The organism is Streptomyces sp. NPDC030799 (assembly GCF_055572255.1).
Genome location: NZ_JBVIDS010000013.1, coordinates 91,477 through 108,484 on the forward strand (window position 1 = coordinate 91,477; position 17,008 = coordinate 108,484).

Sequence of the window (17,008 nt, forward strand, 5' to 3'; positions counted from 1 at the left end):
GACGCACACCTCCAAGACGACGATCCCGGATGCCGGTTACCAGGTAAACACCGCTGACCACTGAAAGTAGTCCCGCAGGCCGTTTTTCCCGGAAAAGCCCGAAGGACCCCCCGCACCACGGATGGCGGGAGGTCCTTCGGATCGGTCGGCGACCGGGGGAGGTCAGGAGGCCTTGGCCTTCGCCCCGGTCTTGTCGGCCGTGCTCGCGGCGGCGACCGGCGCGGGCTTGGCGGCCTCGTAGAACTCCTCGCGCGGGTTCTCCATGGCGCCCAGGGAGACGACCTCGCGCTTGAGGAACATGCCGAGCGTCCAGTCGGCGAAGACGCGGATCTTGCGGTTCCAGGTCGGCATCGCCATGCCGTGGTAGCCGCGGTGCATGTACCAGGCGAGGCGGCCCTTGAGCTTGATCTTCATCTTGCCCATGACGATCATCGCCACGCCCTTGTGCAGGCCGAGACCGGCGACCGCACCCTTGTTGGCGTGCTCGTAGTTCTTCTGCGGGAAGCCCCGCATGCCGGAGACCACGTTGTCGCCGAGGACGCGGGCCTGGCGCAGCGCGTGCTGGGCGTTCGGCGGGCACCAGGCGTTCTCGTTGCCCGCCTTGCGGCCGACGAGGTCCGGCACCTGGGCGTTGTCGCCGGCGGCCCAGATGTAGTCCGTGCCCTTGACCTGGAGGGTGGGCTCGCAGTCGACGTGGCCGCGCGGGCCGAGCGGCAGACCGAAGCGGGAGAGGGCCGGGTTCGGCTTGACGCCGGCGGTCCACACGATCGTGTTCGAGTCGACCTCGAGGCCGTTCTTCAGCACCACGTGGCCGTCGACGCAGGAGTCCATCGAGGTGGAGAGGTAGATCTCCACACCGCGGCCCTCCAGGTGCTCCTTGCCGTACTGGCCGAGCTTGGGGCCGACCTCGGGCAGGATCTTGTCGGCGGCGTCGACCAGGATGAAGCGCATGTCCTCACGGGACACGTTCTTGTAGTACTTGGCCGCGTCCCGGGCCATGTCCTCGACCTCGCCGATGGTCTCCGCGCCCGCGAAGCCACCGCCGATGAAGACGAAGGTGAGCGCCTTGCGGCGGATCTCCTCGTCGGTGGTCGAGTCGGCCTTGTCGAGCTGCTCGAGGACGTGGTTGCGCAGGCCGATGGACTCCTCGATGCCCTTCATGCCGATGCCCTGCTCGGCGAGGCCGGGGATCGGGAAGGTGCGGGAGACCGCGCCGAGCGCGATGACGAGGTAGTCGAAGGGCAGCTCGTACGCCTCGCCCACCAGCGGGGCGATCGTGGCGACCTTGCGGTCCTGGTCGATGGTGGTGACCCGGCCGGTGAGGACCTCCGCCTTCGGCAGCACGCGTCGCAGCGGCACGACGACATGGCGAGGGGAGATGTTGCCGGCGGCGGCTTCGGGGAGGAAGGGCTGGTAGGTCATGTACGACCGGGGGTCGACGACCGTGACGGTCGCCTCGCCGTAGCGCATCTTCTTGAGAATGCGCCGAGCTGCGTACAGGCCTACGTACCCACCGCCTACTACGAGGATCCTGGGACGCTCCGTGGTGCTCATGCCATCGAGTATCCCCCTGCCTCGGAGGGGTCGCTCGTGCGCCCCTTCACAAGCTCCGGCAGGGCCTGTGCTACACTCCGCGGCTCGCGTGACGCAGATCATGACGGGCGAAGGGAACCGCAGCACCCTCGGAGCCGTTGTCAATGCCGCGTGAGCTGCCTCTCTCGGCCGCAAGCCGGTGTGTGAGCGCTTCGCAACACCTCCGTCGCCACGCGATCCGCAGGTGTCGTACGACCCTCATCTGAACACGTTCAAAGGCGTCTTGGGCCCCCGAAAGGGCCAACGGACACCCTTCTGTGACCCGACCGGGCCGAATTCCTTGTGAAGAACTTCACGAACTTTTCCGGTGCGGTTGCGACAGAGGGGCCCCGAAGGGCCCCTCGCCACCGCTCAAACGTTATCCGACCTGCTCAGCAGGCGGCTACCCGCGAGTAACAAAAGAGAGCTACGCCACCGACCACGCGATGCCGTCGAGGATGTCGTGCTCGCTGACGACGACCTCCTCGGCGCCGATCCGCTCCATGATCGCGAGCAGGACCAGGGCGCCCGCGCCGATGACGTCGACCCGGCCGGGGTGCATCGACGGGACCGCGGCGCGCTCCGCGTGCGTCGAGCGCAGCAGCCACGCGGTGATCTCACGGACGCGGTCGCGGGAGATCCGGGAGTGGTGGATGCGCGCGGAGTCGTACTCGGGCAGCTCCTGGGCGATCGCGGAGACGGTGGTGACCGAGCCGGCCAGGCCCACCAGGGTGTGCGCCTCGCGCAGCGGGACCGTCTGCTCCGCGAGGTCCAGGGCGGCCTCGATGTCGGCCCTCATCGCGGCGATCTGCTCCTCGGTGGGCGGGTCGGCGACCTTGCCGTCGTGCACCAGGTGACGTTCCGTCATCCGCACGCAGCCGACGTCCACCGAACGCGCCGCCCGGACATGGTCGTCACCGACGACGAACTCGGTGGAACCGCCGCCGATGTCCACGACGAGGTAGGGCCTGGTGAGGTCGTCCCGCCCCGTCAGCTCCCTGGTCGCGCCGGTGAAGGAGAACTCCGCCTCCTGGTCGCCGGTGATGACCTCCGGCTCGACCCCGAGGATGTCCAGCACGCCGCGCACGAAGTCGTCCCGGTTCTCGGCGTCGCGGGAGGCGGAGGTGGCCACGAAGCGCAGCCGCTCGGCACCGTGCTCCTTGATCACGGCCGCGTACTCACGGCAGGCCGCGAACGTGCGCTCCAGCGCCTCCGGGGCGAGCCGGCCGGTGCGGTCGACGCCCTGGCCGAGCCGCACGATCGTCATCCGGCGGTCCAGCTCGACGAGTTCGCCGGTGCCGGGGTGCACATCGGCGACCAGCAGGCGGATGGAGTTCGTACCGCAGTCGACGGCGGCGACCCGCGTCACTTCTCGTCCCCCTCGGTGTGCTGGAGCGTCACACAGGCACCCTTGCTCCACCACTCCGGCAGCATGGCGATCGCCTCGTCGCCGAGCGGGTTCACGCCGGGGCCGGCGGCCAGCGAGTGGGCCACCAGGACGTGCAGGCACTTGACCCGGTCCGGCATACCGCCCGCGCTCGGGAAGCCCGTCAGCTCCTCGATCTCGTCCCGGCGCCGGATGTAGTCCTCGTGCGCGGCCCGGTAGGCGGCGGCCAGCTCGGGGTCCGTCTGCAGCCGCTCGGACATCTCCTTCATCACGCCGTTCGCCTCCAGCGTGCCGATGGCGGAGGACGCCTTCGGGCACGTGAGGTAGTACAGCGTCGGGAAGGGTGTTCCGTCGGGCAGCCGCGGTGCGGTCTCCACGACGTCCGGCTGGCCGCACGGGCAACGGTGCGCGATGGCCCGCAGGCCCCGCGGCGGGCGGCCGAGCTGCTGCTTGAAGGCCTCGACGTCCGCGTCGGTGGGCTCGGTGCGCGAAGTCGGCGGCGGGGGCGTTTCCATGGCTGCTCTTCGAAGGCTTTCTGTCGGTCACGGCCAAAGGCCGGAGTTACTGCTCACTGGTCGGAGGCGTCGGACTTGTCGACCCCGTCCCAGACGTTCGCGTACCAGGGCCGGTGGGCGGCCCCGAGGTCGGCGCGGGACTGCTGGGCCGCGCCCGGGTCGACGACCACGTACCCGGTCTCGCCGGGCTTCACATAGTGCAGCCGGCGCCGGATCTGCTGCTCGGCGTAGGAGTCGTCCTGCCAGCGTGCCTTGAGGTCGCGCAGCTGCTCCACCCGCTTGCGGGCCTGGTCCTGCTGCCGCTGGAGGTCGGCGATCTCCGCGCGCTGGGAGACGTACTGCCGCATCGGGTAGGCGAGCGCGACGATCATCGAGCACAGCACCAGCGCGAGCAGCGCCGCCCGGCCGGTGAGCCGGGAGCGACGGGCCTGCCGCTTGGTCTGGGAGCGGTAGACCCGGGCCGCCGTCTGCTCGCCGAGCAGCCGCAGCCTGGTCGCGGTGGAGAAACGGTCCCGGTCCTTCACGGCCATGTGGCTCTCCCGCCTCCCCTTGCCCTGCGCTTCACACACGTGCGTACGTCCCCGGACACGGTACGGGACCGGGTACGGGGACGTACGTATGACTGGCTAAGACTTAGCCCAGGTTGCGTCAGCCCTTGGAGACCTCGATGTGGCCGCGGAAGCGCGGGAACGCGCTGCGGCCCGCGTACACCGCGGCGTCGTCGAGGATCTCCTCGATGCGCAGCAGCTGGTTGTACTTGGCGACGCGCTCGGAGCGGGCCGGGGCGCCGGTCTTGATCTGGCCGCAGTTGGTGGCGACGGCGAGGTCGGCGATGGTGACGTCCTCGGTCTCGCCGGAGCGGTGGGACATCATGCACTTGAAGCCGTTGCGCTGGGCCAGCTCGACGGCGTCCAGGGTCTCGGTCAGCGAGCCGATCTGGTTGACCTTGACCAGCAGGGCGTTGGCGGTGCCCTCCTCGATGCCGCGGGCCAGGCGCTCGGGGTTGGTGACGAACAGGTCGTCGCCGACCAGCTGGACCTTGTCGCCCAGACGGTCGGTGATGACCTTCCAGCCGGCCCAGTCGTCCTCGAACAGCGGGTCCTCGATGGAGACGAGCGGGTAGGCCGCCACGAGCTCCTCGTAGTACTCCGTCATCTCGGCGGCGGAGCGCTCCTTGCCCTCGAAGAGGTACGTGCCGTCCTTGTAGAACTCGGAGGCGGCCACGTCGAGCGCGAGGGCGATCTGCTGGCCGGGGACGTAGCCGGCCTCCTTGATCGCCTCAAGGATGAGGTCGAGGGCCTCACGGTTGGAGCCGAGGTTCGGGGCGAAGCCGCCCTCGTCGCCCAGACCGGTGGACAGGCCCTTGCTCTTCAGGACCTTCTTCAGGGTGTGGTAGACCTCGGTGCCCCAGCGCAGCGCCTCGGAGAAGGACTCCGCGCCGATCGGGGCGATCATGAACTCCTGGATGTCCACGTTGGAGTCCGCGTGCGAGCCGCCATTGAGGATGTTCATCATCGGCACCGGCAGCAGGTGCGCGTTCGGGCCGCCCAGGTAGCGGAAGAGGGGGAGGTCGGAGGCCTCGGAGGCGGCGTGGGCGACGGCGAGGGAGACACCGAGGATGGCGTTGGCGCCGAGGGAGCCCTTGTTGTCGGTGGCGTCCAGGTCGAACATGGCCTGGTCGATCAGGCGCTGCTCGGTGGCGTCGTAGCCGACCAGCTCCGGGCCGATCTGCTCGATGACGGCGAGGACGGCCTTCTCGACGCCCTTGCCCTGGTAACGGTTGGGGTCACCGTCGCGCAGCTCGATGGCCTCGAAGGCGCCGGTCGAGGCGCCGGACGGGACGGCGGCACGACCCGTGCTGCCGTCGTCGAGGCCGACCTCGACCTCGACCGTGGGGTTGCCTCGGGAGTCCAGGATTTCCCGGGCTACGACGACGTCGATGGACGGCACGAGCATCTCCTTCTTGGATGTGACGCTGGAAGTGCGGGGCTTGCTGCCTTACGGCTGCGCCTTGCGACTAGAGCCTAACCGTCTCCGGGGGATCGGCCACCGACCGACCGTCCCGTGGACGGGGAGGACACGCAGACGGTACCCATTGTTCACGTGCGGAACAAAGGGTGGATGCAGAGGGCACACAGAAAAGGCGAGCGGCGCACGGAAAAGGCGGGGCGCAGAAAAGACCCCGCCCCGGCGCGTACGGGGGAACACGCGCCGGGGCGGGGAGCCCGTGGGGACGGGGGGCGGACCCGAAGGCCGCTGTCGCTTACTTCAGGTGCAGCTGCTGTCCCGGGTAGATGAGGTTGGCGTCCTCGACGATGTCCTTGTTCAGCTTGAACAGCTTCTGCCAGCCGCCGGCGACGTGGTGCTTCTCGGCGATGGTGCTGAGGGTGTCGCCCGTGACGACCTTGTACTCGCCGTCGCCCTTCTTGACCTTCTTGCCGGTCGGGGTGGTGACGGTCTTGCTCGCGGACGGGGCCGTGCGCTCGGCGGAGCGGGAGGCGGCCTGCTGGTCGGAGCGCGTGGTGGTGCTGGGCGCGGTGGTGTTCGAGGTGGTGCTGGGCGCGGTGGTCTTCGAGGTGGTGCTGGGCGCGGAGCCGTTGTAGGCGGCGCTCGACAGACCCGTGCCGCAGACCGGCCAGGCGCCCTTGCCCTGCGCGGCGAGGACCTTCTCGGCGACGGCTATCTGCTGCGCCTTGGTGGCCTGGTTGGCCTGCGGGGCGTAGGCGGTGCCGCCGTACGCGGCCCAGGTGGAGGCGGAGAACTGCAGACCGCCGTAGAAGCCGTTGCCGGTGTTGATGGACCAGTTGCCGCCCGACTCGCACTGGGCGACCGCGTCCCACTCGGAGGCGGTGGCGGCGGAGGCGTTGCCGGCCGCCATCAGCGGGGCGGCGACGGCGGCGCCGGTGACACCGGCGAGCGTGATGGCGCGGACGGCCTTGGACGGACGACGGTGCTTGCCCTTGCCGGAGAACAGCATGGATCGATCCCCTCACCGACGCCTGCGAGGTGAGCTGTCGGGTTCGGGCCGGTTGAGTTGCCCGGCCGCACGCTCGCTTGCGCGAGGTGCGGCTTCACCCCCAGCCGGTGCCGGCGTCAACCGCCGGGACCGGCACTTACCTTGGGTCCCCCGCTCCTGCCCACGGCGCTTGACGCGACGACTGTTCCCGGGCAACCGCTGGCAGGATTCGGCGTTGCGACTGCCGGGGCTCGTGGTGACGAGCGGTCCTGACCGTAGACACGTGATCGGGGGAATTTCAAAGACGATCAGGGCTTCTGAGACTCATCCCACACTTTCACCGAATCGGACATCACCGGCGAAACAGGGCGTCAACTGCCGCTACTTTGCACCCTTTTCGGAACCGACTTCCAGGGTCTGACCGGCGGTGATGTGGTTCGGGTCGGCGCCGATGACGCCCTTGTTCCCGTCGTAGAGCGCATGCCATCCGCCGTCGACGCCCAGGGAGTCGGCGATGGAGGCGAGGGTGTCCCCCTCGCGCACGGTATAGGTGTCCGCCGCACGGCCGGCATGGCGGCCGGAAGAGGGGGCGTTCTGACCGTTTGTCACGCTTTCGTCCGCACTGTCACCGCGGTGACGTCCGCCACTGCTGAGCGCGCCGGTGTCGACCAGACTCCAAGAACCGGCGGGCTGCTGGTAATTGTCCGATTCGTCGGTACCGGGGGTTGCCGTCGGCGAGCTGTCGCCGCCCTGCGAGTCGCCATTGCCGGACGAGCCGGGCGTGTCGGTCTTGTCGGACTTGGGGTTGCCGGTTCCGGTGGGGCCGCCGGTCGCGTCCGGGGTCTTCGTGGCGTGGTGGCTCTGGTGCGGAGACGGCGAGGCGCCGGAACCCGAGGGGGAGCCGGAGGAATCGGGGCCCGAGGAATCCGGACCGGAGGAGTCCGAACCGGAGGCGGAGTTGGCGCCCGAGTCGGTGCCCGAGCGAGAACCGGAACCGGATCCGGAGCCGGTCCCGGAGTTGGACGCGGACGAATCCGGCAGACCGGACGAGTCGGAGCTGCCGGCCGAGCCGGAGGTGTCACCCGGGCCACCGGTGTCACCCGACCCGCCGGTGTCGCCGGGGTTGCCGACGCCGGTGTCGACATCGACCGAACCGGAGTCGGAGGTCAGTCCGGAGAGCACGGCGCAGGTGGCCCACGGCCTGGTGCCCTGGTCGGCCAGGATCTTCTCGGCGACGGCTATCTGCTGCGAGCGGCTGGCCTGGTCGGCGCTGTCGGCGTACTGCGTGCCGCCGTACTTGCCCCAGTCGTCCAAGGAGATCTGCAGGCCGCCGTAGTAGCCGTTCCCGGTGTCCGCGCTCCAGGAACCGCCGCTCTCGCACTCGGCGACCTTGTCCCAGGTGGTGCCGTCGGCCGCGTTGGCACTCGCGGCGCCGAGCAGCGGGATCGCGATGGCCGAGCCGGTCACTCCGGCTGCGACGAGGAGGGCCGGAGCCTGGCGGGGGCGACGGTGACGACCGTTCCCGGAGAGCATGCGGAAGCCTTTCGTGCGACAGCAAGACCGGCGCGGCGCGCTGAAATCCTTCGCCACGCTGATGGGTGAACGTATCGGCAGACGATCACTTGTCACAAGTTAATGCCGCGCAGATCACGTGAAGATCACAAAGTTGAACGCCCTTCACGTTCAGCCTTCCGCTGCTGTGCCGGCCGCGGGGGTGAACTCGACCGGCAGGGTGCGCAGGCCGCGCATGATGAGCCCGCCGCGCCAGCGCAACTCCTCCGGGTCCACGGCGAGCCGCAGGTCGGGCAGCCGGGTGAGCAGGGTGGCGAGCGCGGTCTGGCCCTCCAGCCGGGCGAGCGGCGCGCCGAGGCAGTAGTGGATGCCGTGGCCGTAGCCGAGGTGCTGGTTGTCGCGGCGGGCGAGGTCCAGGACGTCCGGGTCGGAAAACCGCTCCGGGTCCCGGTCGGCCGCCGCGAGCACCACGAGCACCGGGTCCCCCGGCGCGATGTCCTGTCCGCCGATGGTGAGCGGCTCGGTGGCGAACCGCCAGGTGGCCAGCTCCACCGGGCCGTCGTAGCGCAGGAGTTCCTCCACCCCGGTCTCCAGCAGCTCCCTCTTCCCCTCGGCCAGGCAGTCCTGCAGCCGCGCACGCTGCCCGGGGTGGGTGAGCAGGGCGTAGGTGCCGTTGCCGATGAGGTTGACGGTCGTCTCGAAGCCGGCGAACAGCAGGATGAACGCCATCGCCGCGGCCTCGTTCTCGGTGAGGTGCTCGCCGTGGTCGGAGGCCCGGATGAGCCCGGAGATGAGGTCCTCACCGGGCGCGGGCTCGGCGGGCAGCGCCTCGCGCTTCCTGTGGATCAGCTCGGCGAGGTAGCCGCGCATCTTCTTGACGGACCGGGCGACCCCGCCCCGCGGCCCTCCGCCGTGCCGGATCATCATGCCCGCCCAGTCCCGGAAGTCGTCCTGGTCCTCGCGCGGGACACCGAGCAGGTCGCAGATGGCGTAGATGGGCAGCGGGAACGCGAACTCGTGGATGAGGTCGGCCGAGCCGGTCGCGGCGAACCGGTCGATGAGACGGTCGGTCAGCTCCTGCACCCGGGGCGCGAACTCGGCGACCCGGCGCGGGGTGAACGCCTTGCTGACCAGCCGGCGCAGCCGGGTGTGGTCCGGCGGGTCGATGTTCAGCAGATGGGTCATCAGCTCGGCCTTGCGCTCGCCGGGGATGCCGGTCTTGCCCTTGGCGTGCGCGGGCTCGTCGTGATGTGCCGGGTTCTTGCTCAGCCGCTGGTCGGCCAGCGCCTGCCTGGCGTCGGCGTACCGGGTGACCAGCCAGGCCTCGACCCCGCTGGGCAACCGTGTCCGGTGCACCGGCGCGTGCTCGCGCAGCCAGGCGTAGGCGGGGTAGGGGTCGGTGGCGAACTCCCAGGTGAACAGGGCCGGAGCGGAGTCCGGGGCGGAGTCCGTGGTGGAGCCGGGGGCGGTCCGGGGATGGTGCTGGTCGGTCACTCCCCGACCGTATCCGCACCCGGGTGGGCCTCCGCGTCCCGGTGGCCGTCGCGGGCCGCGCGTATCGCCTCGGTCCCGGCACCCTCCGCCTCCCGTATCGCGTCCCGGTACGCCCGCGCCGCCGCCCGCAGGGCCGCCTCCGGGTCCACACCGTCCGCCTCGGCACGGACCGCCAGGGCGAGCAGTTCGTAGCCGATGCCCTCGCCGCGCGGCAGGCGGACGTCGAGGCCGGCCGTCCGGGCGCGGGAGGCGAGCTTGGCGGCGAGGGCCAGTCCGGGCTGGCCGAGCGGAACGCCCTCCGTGACCGATGTGCGCTGCTTCTCCTCGGCCTTGGTGCGCAGCCAGTGCTCCTTGACGTCCTCCGGCGTCTCGGCCTTCTCGTCACCGAAGACATGCGGGTGCCGGTGGACGAGCTTGGCGACGATGCCGCCGGCCACGTCGTCGACGGAGAACGGCGCCTCCGGGTGCTCCTCGGCGATCCGGGCGTGGAAGACGACCTGGAGCAGGACGTCACCCAGCTCCTCGCGCAGCTCCTCCCGGTCGCCGGCCTCGATCGCCTCGACCAGCTCGTACGCCTCCTCGATGCCGTACTTGGCGAGGCCCTCGTGGGTCTGCCGGGACGACCAGGGGCATTCGGCGCGAATGCGGTCCATGACCTGCACGAGGTCCAGCAGGCGGGCGCCGGGCAGGTCGTAGGAGGCCGGCAGCAGCTCCAGCTCCGGCATGGAGACGCGGCCGGAGCCGGCCAGCCGGGCCAGGCCGTCGGTGAGCGCGGGCTCTCCCTCACCGGTGGCCACGACCACCACGGTCCGCCCTCCGGCGCAGGCGTCGACCAGCTCCTGCGCGGTGGGGGACGCCTCCTGCACGGCTGTTCCGGCCTCGCGCAGATACGGCAGCTGCGGGTGCGCCCCGTCCGCGCACAGCACGGCATCGGCGGCGCGCAGGACCTGCCAGGCGGGCCAGGACAGCAGGCCGGGGGCGACGCGGTGGCTGGTGGTGAGCAGGACGATGCGGCCGGGGTCGGGCGTGGCGGCGAGGTCGGAGCTGGATGCGTTCACGATCCGAACGTAACCCACGGCGGGAGGGAGCGGATCGGGTTGTCCACAGGGCGGGGGTGATCGTGTGATCGTATGACTGATGCGTGGCCCTCGAACGTACTCGTCCGGCGGCGACCGGGCCGGCCGTGCTAGGCCGTCACCGGCTGCCCGCCGTCCGCCGCCGTGACCTCCCGCACCCACGGCGTCCCGGCGTCCACCCGGCTGCTCTTCTGCACGTCCCACGTGCCGTAGCGCGGGTTGAGGTCGACCCGGAGCTCCTGGGAGGCCTTCGACAGAGCCTTCCAGAAGTCGGGCCGGCTGGTGTCGGTGCCGAGCTTCCCTGCCAGCTTCTGCGCCTCCAGCTGGAGGCGCAGGTTCTCGTCGAGGTGGGCCGGGGCGATGCCGTACTTCTGCAGCCAGGCGGTCTGAAGCCCCTTGGCGCCGCCGGCCTGCTCCTGAAGGCCGGTGCGCATCCGCTGGACCTCCTTACGGGTCACCGTGATGCCCTCGTCCTGCGCGGCACGGTGCAGCACCCGGTCGAGGACCATGTTGTGCAGGGTGTCCCGGGTGAGGCTGCTGGTGGAGGCGAGGACCTGCTGGTACTGGGTCTCGTCCGGCACCGCGGCCCGCTGTGCCCTGCGGACCTCGTCGACCCGGCTCTCCAGCTGGGCAACAGTGATCCGCTGCCCTCCGACGACGGCTGCGGCGCCCGGGTGCGCGTCGCTTCCGCAGGCGGTCAGCAGGGGTGCCGCGGCGGCGATCGCGGCGGTGAGGACGAGCGCGGTGCGGCGGCGGTGCAAGGAGACCTCCAAGGGGAGATTGTGCGACGGTGCACAAAGTCTTGCGGTGATCGATGGTAGGCAGTGGGCGGGCCGGGGCCAACCCATTCGACCAACGATTCGCACCCGCTGGAGGCACCGCCGCACCCACCGCATCGGCTCAGCCGGTGGCACACGCCCTGTTCGCGCTGTCGTACGCGCTAACCGCGCACCTGTCCGAGCCACTGCAGGGTGCGCCGGATCTCCAGGGCCATCGGGTGACCGGGGCCGTGCAGCCGCTCCAGGTCCATCAGCAGCCGGGCCAGGGTGTCGTGGGCGGACGGCCGGTCGCCGAGGGCGAGCAGCAGATGGCCGATGCGCCGGCGGACGTCGTGGGCGAGCTGCGGGTCGCCGGAGACGTACTGGTTCTCGTAGTACGGCAGCAGCGCGCGGTACTCGGCGAGCGCCGCCGCCGGCTCGCCCAGCTGCTCCAGGCACTGCGCGGCCTCGTAGCGGTAGCGCAGGGACTGCGGGTCGGCGTGGCCGGCCTCGGCGGCGCGTTCGTCGGCGAGCCGGCGCAGTTCGGGCAGCGCGCGCCGGTACTGGCCGTCGTCCATGAGCGTCGCCGCGTACTGCTTGCGCAGCGTGCGCACCACCGGCGAGTGTTCGCCGTGCTGTTCGGCGGCGGCGGGCAGGATCGCGCCCAGGATGTCCACGGCCTGGGTGATGCGCCCCTCCCCCAGCAGGCGCTTGACCTCGTCCACGGCCGCGGCGACGTCCGGCTTCTCGGCCACCGGCGGCGCCGGCGCGACGGGGGCGGGCCGGGGCGCGGGGGTCCGCGCACGGTCCGGCCAGGGGGCGTGCGGGCGCAGGAAGGGGCGCGTGGGGTCCAAGGGCGCCCCGGTGGGCGTCCCGCGCGCGGGCAGGAGCGCCGCCAGGTCCTCGTACACCTCCTGCGCGGAGCCCGGCCGGTGCTGCGGGTCCTTGGCGAGCAGCCGCAGGACGAGTGTCTCCAGCGCCTCGGGGACCTCGGGGCGGATCCGGCGCACGGGCACCGGGGGCTCGTACAGGTGCCGGTGCAGCACACCGAGCGCCGTGGAGCCCGCGAACGGCACGTCACCGCTGAGCAGTTCGTGCATCAGCACACCGAGCGCGTACAGGTCGGTGTACGGGCCGACCGCGCCGCCCATCGCCTGCTCCGGCGCCATGTAGGCGGGCGAGCCGATCGGGGAGCCGGTGTGGGTGAGGCGGGTGGTGTCGGTGTCCATGACGGACGCCACGCCGAGGTCGAGCACGGTGACCGTGCCGTCCTGCTTCACCATCACGTTGCGCGGCTTGAGGTCGCGGTGCACGATCGGCACGGCGTGCACGGCGCTCAGCACGGCGCACAGCTGCGCGGCCACCGCGACCGCCCACGGCCACGGGTACGGATCGTGCTCGGCGAGATGGTCGGACAGGTCGGCGCCGTCGACGTACTGCATGACGAGGAACAGCTCCTCGCCCTCACTGCCCGCGTCGTGCACGGTCACCAGACCGGGGTGGTCCACCTGCGCGGTCACCCGGCACTCGCGCAGGAAGCGGCGGCGCAGCTCGTCCGCCTCCTGGCCCGCCACCTTGTCGGGGCGCAGCAGCTTCACCGCCACGCGCCGGTCCAGCCGCCGGTCGTACGCCGTCCACACCTGGCCCATGCCGCCCTGTCCGATGAGCGTGGACAGTTCGTACCGGCCGGCGACGACTCGTCCTGTCGCCACGCTCACCTTCCGCCCTCGTGGCTGTCGGGCCGGCCGTCATGCTTGCGCAGATAGTCGCTCAGCTCGTCCAGTTCGGCGCGTACCTGCTCGATATGGGTGGGCGCCGGGCGCTGCGGCGGCTGGGGCACGGGCGTGCGCGGCATCGGGGGCGGCGTGTGCGGGACGGCCGGGGCCGGGGGAAACGGCGTGTCGTGGCCCGCTCGGCCGATCGGCACGGCCGGGGCGGGCGCCGCCGTGTACGGGTGCGCGGGGCCCGGGTAGCCGTACCCGGCCTGCGCCGGCCGCTGTGCCGCGTACGACTGCTGCCGCAGCATGAAGTGCCGGATGTCCGCGGCGAGGTAGTACGCGATCGCGGCCACCAGCGTGCCGAGCAACAGGAACATGCCGAAGTAGCCGCCCGGGGTGTGCACGTCGTCACCGGACTCGGTGCCTATCAGCACCAGGCTGAGGATGTCGGCGACCAGCGCGGCGACGAACAGGCCCCAGTCCAGCGACCGTCGCGTGACGATCGCCAGCCGCAGCAGCATCACCCAGGCCAGCAGGCCGACGCTGAAAAACCCGGTCGCCACGAACAGCACACGCAGCAGAACCAGCCACGCGGTGTGCGGCGGCCGCTTCACCGGCTGTCCGTAGCCGAGGCCTTGCATGACTGCTCCTGATGCCTGATGTGGGCGTACGTGTCCGCCCGGCGCGTTCCGCCGGGCGGAGGACGCCGGTCGTGCGATTGTCGCTTCGAGCATATGACCCGACACGGACAAGGACACGGACAAGCGTCCCGGTTGTACCGAACCGTTGTCCTGCGCGCTCCGTCGGCGGGCGGTCAGTCGGGCGCCACCGTACCGTCGGTGAGGCCGTCGTACATCCCGCGCACGAGCTGCTCCCCGAGCCGGCTCGTATGGCGCAGCGCCCGCTCGAACTCGTCGAGTGCCCGGAAACGCGCGCCGTAGCGCCCCTGTTCGTCCAGCGGGAGCCGGGGCAGCTGCAGGCGGCGCACGTCCAGCCGGGTCGCGGTGGAGGCGTAGCTGCTGGCCTGCCGGTTGTTCGCGGTGCCGCGCAGGAAGCCGGCGAGGAACCACGGGTCGAGCGCCGTGCGATCGGGGCGCAGGAGCACGAGGTTGCGCCCCAGGGCGGCGCCCCCCGTCGCCTCGTCGATCACGCGCGCCACCGAGCCGCCGCCCAGCACCGGTACGACGACGTCACCCGGCTCGGTCAGCACCGCCTCCTCCTCGCTCTCCGGAAGCGTCCCGGACGGCGCCGAGCCGGCGAGGACGTCATGGTCGGTGAGCACGGGCACGCGCGCGTGGCCGCCGTTTCCGCCGGTGCGCATCACCAGCGCGCCCCCGCGCGCGAGTTCACCGATGGTGGTGAGCGGCCAGCGCGCGCCCGGCGCGGGCGCGGCGGGCGGCGGAGTGAGGCCGGCGGTCAGGCGCAGGGTCGCACCGAGGCGCTCGCGCACCGCCGTGAGCTGCTCCGCCCCGTCGGCCACGGCCGCCGGCGGCAGATGACGGGCGGGGGCGAGGTCGACGTCGTCGTCGAGGAGTTCGATGACCGGCACGGACCGGGCAAGCCCGGGCCGCTCCGCCAGCCGTCCCGCGCGTTCGAAGGCACGCCAGGCGTCCAGGACGGTCTCTCGCACCGCCGCCCAGTCCGGCCCGCCGCGCCCCTCCCCGGCGAACCTCCCCGAGTCCACGAGCAGCACCTCGGGCGCCGCCGGCGTCCGGTCGGGCCGGCGCAGCACCCATACGTGCAGCGGGATGTTGTACGGCGGTGCCGCCCCGACCGGCAGCGCGATCACGGCCCTGAGCGCGCCCCGGCGCAGCAGGTCGGCGCGGATCCGGCGCCCGGAACGGCGGGAGGCGGCGGCCGGCGGCATGAGCAGCACGGCGAAGCCGCCGTCGGCCAGCCGGGCCAGCGCATGCTGCACCCAGGCCAGCTCGGACTCGGTGCGGGCCGGGAAGCCGTACTCCCAGCGGGGGTCGTAGGCGAGTTCGTCGTGGCCCCAGTTGCGCTCGTTGAACGGCGGATGGCACAGCACGGCGTCGGCGCGCAGCTCGGGGTGGGCGTCGGCGCGCAGGGTGTCACCGGCGGCGCCGCGCACGCCGGCCCGGGAGTGCAGCGCGAGCCGCAGCGCGGTGAGCGCGGCCAGGTCGGGCGCGCTGTCCTGGGCGTACAGCTCCTGGTCGGGGCGGGTGCCGACGGCCCGCAGCAGGGCGCCGGTGCCGCAGGCGGGGTCCAGGACGGTACGGGCGGGGCCGGCGAGGTCGGCCATGAGCTCGGCGAGGCCGGCGGGGGTCAGCGTGTACTGGCGGGGGTTGGCGTCCAGGTGCCGGCCCAGCAGGAACTCGAAGGCCTGTCGCGCCCCCAGCTCGGCGGCCAGCTCGGCCGCGCCGCGCAAGAGGGGGGCGGAGAGGAGGAGTTGAGGGCCGGAGGGGGTGCGCAGGGCGGGGGCGGGGAGTGAGGTTGGGGTGGGGGCCGGGCTTGGGGCCGTGGGGGTGGCCGAGGCGTTCACAGCAGGTCCCGTGTGACCCGAGTTCACATCCGGGGCCGTAGCGGGCCCGTTCACACCGGGCAGGGTTGGCCCGTCGGACGCGGCGTCCACCACGCCCTGCCCACCCGGAGTGTTCACACCCTCCGCGCCACCGGACCTGTTCACCCCCGCCCCGCGGCCCGCGGTCGGGCCGCCGCGCGCCCCGCGGCCCGGCACACCGCCGAAGCGCGCCGCCAGCACCTGCTCCAGCGCACCCGACAGCACCGCGGCCAGGCGCGCGTCGGAACCGGCGCTCGCGTCGAGCCAGACGGTGGGGCGCTCATGGATCAGCAGGAGGACGCATCCCGCCTGCACCAGGGCGCTCAGGGGACCCTCAGGATGTCCGACGAGCTGCTGCCAGACGCGTTCGCGCAGCGGGACCTCGGCGAGTTTGCCCTGCTTGCGCAGCCATGCCTCGACCTCGGCGAGCGCGAAGGACGGGCTGGTCTCGGTGCCGCCGACCGGCTTGGGGAAGTCGGCGTGCCGGCGCCGCCAGTTGCTCACGGCCGCCCGGCCCACCCCGGCGAGCCGGGCGATTCCGGCCGCGGTCACTTCTGTCGCGTTGTCCTGCACCGGCCCCGCTCCCCTCGTCCCGTGTGTGGACCGAGCATACCGGCGTACACAAGATCCAAGGCTTCACGGCCGTGTACAAGTCTAACTCTGTGAACAGTGTTGACTCGGTTCACAGCCTCTGCTCTTATTGACCCAGCGAACGAGCGGCCACCGGAGGGGGCGGCCGCCGCTTTGGGAGGGGATTCGCCATGGGCATGAAGGCCAAGGTCGCGCTGGGCGCCGTCGTGGGAGTCGTCGTCATCGGTGCCGTGTCCGCCAACGCCGGCAGTGACGGCAAGGACGGCGGCTCGGGCGGCAGCGGCAAGGACTCGTCCGCCTCCGCCCAGCACACGCCCGGCGGTACCAAGGGCAAGAAGAACCCGGGGGACGGCCAGGCGGCCGGGAAGCGGAAGGCAGCCGTCGCCGGCGACGGCGAGTTCCAGGTCGGCTCGGACCTGAAGCCGGGCACCTACCGCACGACCGGCAACACCGACGACATGTGCTACTGGGAGCGCGCCAAGGACGCCAAGGGCGAGACGGACTCGCTGCTGGCCAACGACAACGTCACCGGCACGAGTTACGTGGCCGTCAAGCCCACGGACAAGATCTTCAAGTCCAGCGGCTGCAAGGACTGGGAGGCCGTCGACCCCAAGGCGAAGGGCACGCCCGCCTCCTCGATGGACGGCGACGGAGGCATGTACAAGGTCGGCACGGACATCGCGCCGGGCACGTACAAGTCCGCCGGCAACAAGGACGACTCCTGCTACTGGGAGCGCACCAAGGACGCCGAGCACGGGCTGGACTCGATCATCGCCAACAACAACGTGACCGGCACGGCCGTCGTCACCATCAGCCCGGGCGACGCCTACTTCAAGACCACCGGCTGCGGCGACTGGAAGAAGGCCGCCTGATCCGGCCCTGAGCCGGCCCTGAACCGGCTCCGAGCC

General features: G+C 71.6%; 14 protein-coding genes and 1 riboswitch. Of the genes, 1 reads left to right on the plus strand and 13 read right to left on the minus strand.

All coding sequences use genetic code 11. From position 1 onward, the window contains the following. Positions 1-162: 162 nt before the first annotated feature. From ACZ41I_RS29910 to ACZ41I_RS29970, 13 genes are all read right to left on the minus strand, one after another. Complete coding sequence (locus ACZ41I_RS29910; RefSeq protein ID WP_363215482.1) at positions 163-1,554, minus strand: NAD(P)/FAD-dependent oxidoreductase; 1,392 nt, start codon at positions 1,552-1,554, stop codon at positions 163-165. Between the two features lie 445 nt (positions 1,555-1,999). Further along, complete coding sequence (locus ACZ41I_RS29915; RefSeq protein ID WP_363215481.1) at positions 2,000-2,941, minus strand: Ppx/GppA phosphatase family protein; 942 nt, start codon at positions 2,939-2,941, stop codon at positions 2,000-2,002. Continuing rightward, the gene (locus tag ACZ41I_RS29920; RefSeq protein ID WP_363215480.1) at positions 2,938-3,474 is read right to left on the minus strand and encodes a DUF501 domain-containing protein; all 537 of its coding nucleotides are present in this window, start codon (positions 3,472-3,474) and stop codon (positions 2,938-2,940) included. The genes ACZ41I_RS29915 and ACZ41I_RS29920 overlap by 4 nt, the downstream gene beginning before the upstream one ends. A 53-nt stretch (positions 3,475-3,527) precedes the next feature. After that, positions 3,528-4,004, minus strand: a complete 477-nt coding sequence (locus ACZ41I_RS29925; RefSeq protein WP_363215479.1) for an FtsB family cell division protein — start codon at positions 4,002-4,004, stop codon at positions 3,528-3,530. A gap of 118 nt (positions 4,005-4,122) precedes the next feature. Continuing rightward, positions 4,123-5,430 carry a phosphopyruvate hydratase gene (gene eno / locus ACZ41I_RS29930; protein ID WP_363215478.1) on the minus strand — a complete coding sequence of 436 codons (1,308 nt, stop codon included), beginning with the start codon at positions 5,428-5,430 and terminating at the stop codon, positions 4,123-4,125. Positions 5,431-5,737: 307 nt separating this feature from the next. Next, the gene (locus ACZ41I_RS29935; protein ID WP_468515516.1) at positions 5,738-6,451 is read right to left on the minus strand and encodes a transglycosylase family protein; all 714 of its coding nucleotides are present in this window, start codon (positions 6,449-6,451) and stop codon (positions 5,738-5,740) included. A gap of 4 nt (positions 6,452-6,455) precedes the next feature. After that, positions 6,456-6,629, minus strand: a riboswitch (cyclic di-AMP (ydaO/yuaA leader). Positions 6,630-6,811: 182 nt separating this feature from the next. Next, positions 6,812-7,963, minus strand: a complete 1,152-nt coding sequence (locus tag ACZ41I_RS29940) for a transglycosylase family protein (protein WP_468515517.1) — start codon at positions 7,961-7,963, stop codon at positions 6,812-6,814. Positions 7,964-8,113: 150 nt separating this feature from the next. Beyond that, entirely contained in the window at positions 8,114-9,436 is a 1,323-nt protein-coding gene (locus ACZ41I_RS29945; RefSeq protein WP_399774067.1) for a cytochrome P450, read from the minus strand. Continuing rightward, positions 9,433-10,512 (minus strand): nucleoside triphosphate pyrophosphohydrolase, encoded by a 1,080-nt coding sequence (locus tag ACZ41I_RS29950; RefSeq protein WP_468324460.1) that lies wholly within the window; start codon positions 10,510-10,512, stop codon positions 9,433-9,435. The genes ACZ41I_RS29945 and ACZ41I_RS29950 overlap by 4 nt, the downstream gene beginning before the upstream one ends. 110 nt (positions 10,513-10,622) lie before the next feature. Further along, positions 10,623-11,273, minus strand: a complete 651-nt coding sequence (locus tag ACZ41I_RS29955) for a SurA N-terminal domain-containing protein (RefSeq protein ID WP_399774270.1) — start codon at positions 11,271-11,273, stop codon at positions 10,623-10,625. Between the two features lie 179 nt (positions 11,274-11,452). Further along, positions 11,453-12,946, minus strand: coding sequence for a serine/threonine-protein kinase (locus ACZ41I_RS29960; RefSeq protein ID WP_399774273.1), 1,494 nt, complete (start codon positions 12,944-12,946; stop codon positions 11,453-11,455). Between the two features lie 38 nt (positions 12,947-12,984). Continuing rightward, on the minus strand, positions 12,985-13,629 hold the full coding sequence (locus tag ACZ41I_RS29965; RefSeq protein ID WP_363215474.1) for a hypothetical protein: 645 nt from the start codon (positions 13,627-13,629) through the stop codon (positions 12,985-12,987). 173 nt (positions 13,630-13,802) lie between these two features. Continuing rightward, the gene (locus tag ACZ41I_RS29970) at positions 13,803-16,082 is read right to left on the minus strand and encodes an N-6 DNA methylase (protein ID WP_468515518.1); all 2,280 of its coding nucleotides are present in this window, start codon (positions 16,080-16,082) and stop codon (positions 13,803-13,805) included. Between the two features lie 188 nt (positions 16,083-16,270). Here ACZ41I_RS29970 and ACZ41I_RS29975 point away from each other — a divergent pair, with 188 nt between their 5' ends. Next, positions 16,271-16,972: a hypothetical protein gene (locus ACZ41I_RS29975; protein WP_468515519.1), complete on the plus strand. Its 702-nt coding sequence runs from the start codon at positions 16,271-16,273 to the stop codon at positions 16,970-16,972. Positions 16,973-17,008: the final 36 nt, after the last annotated feature.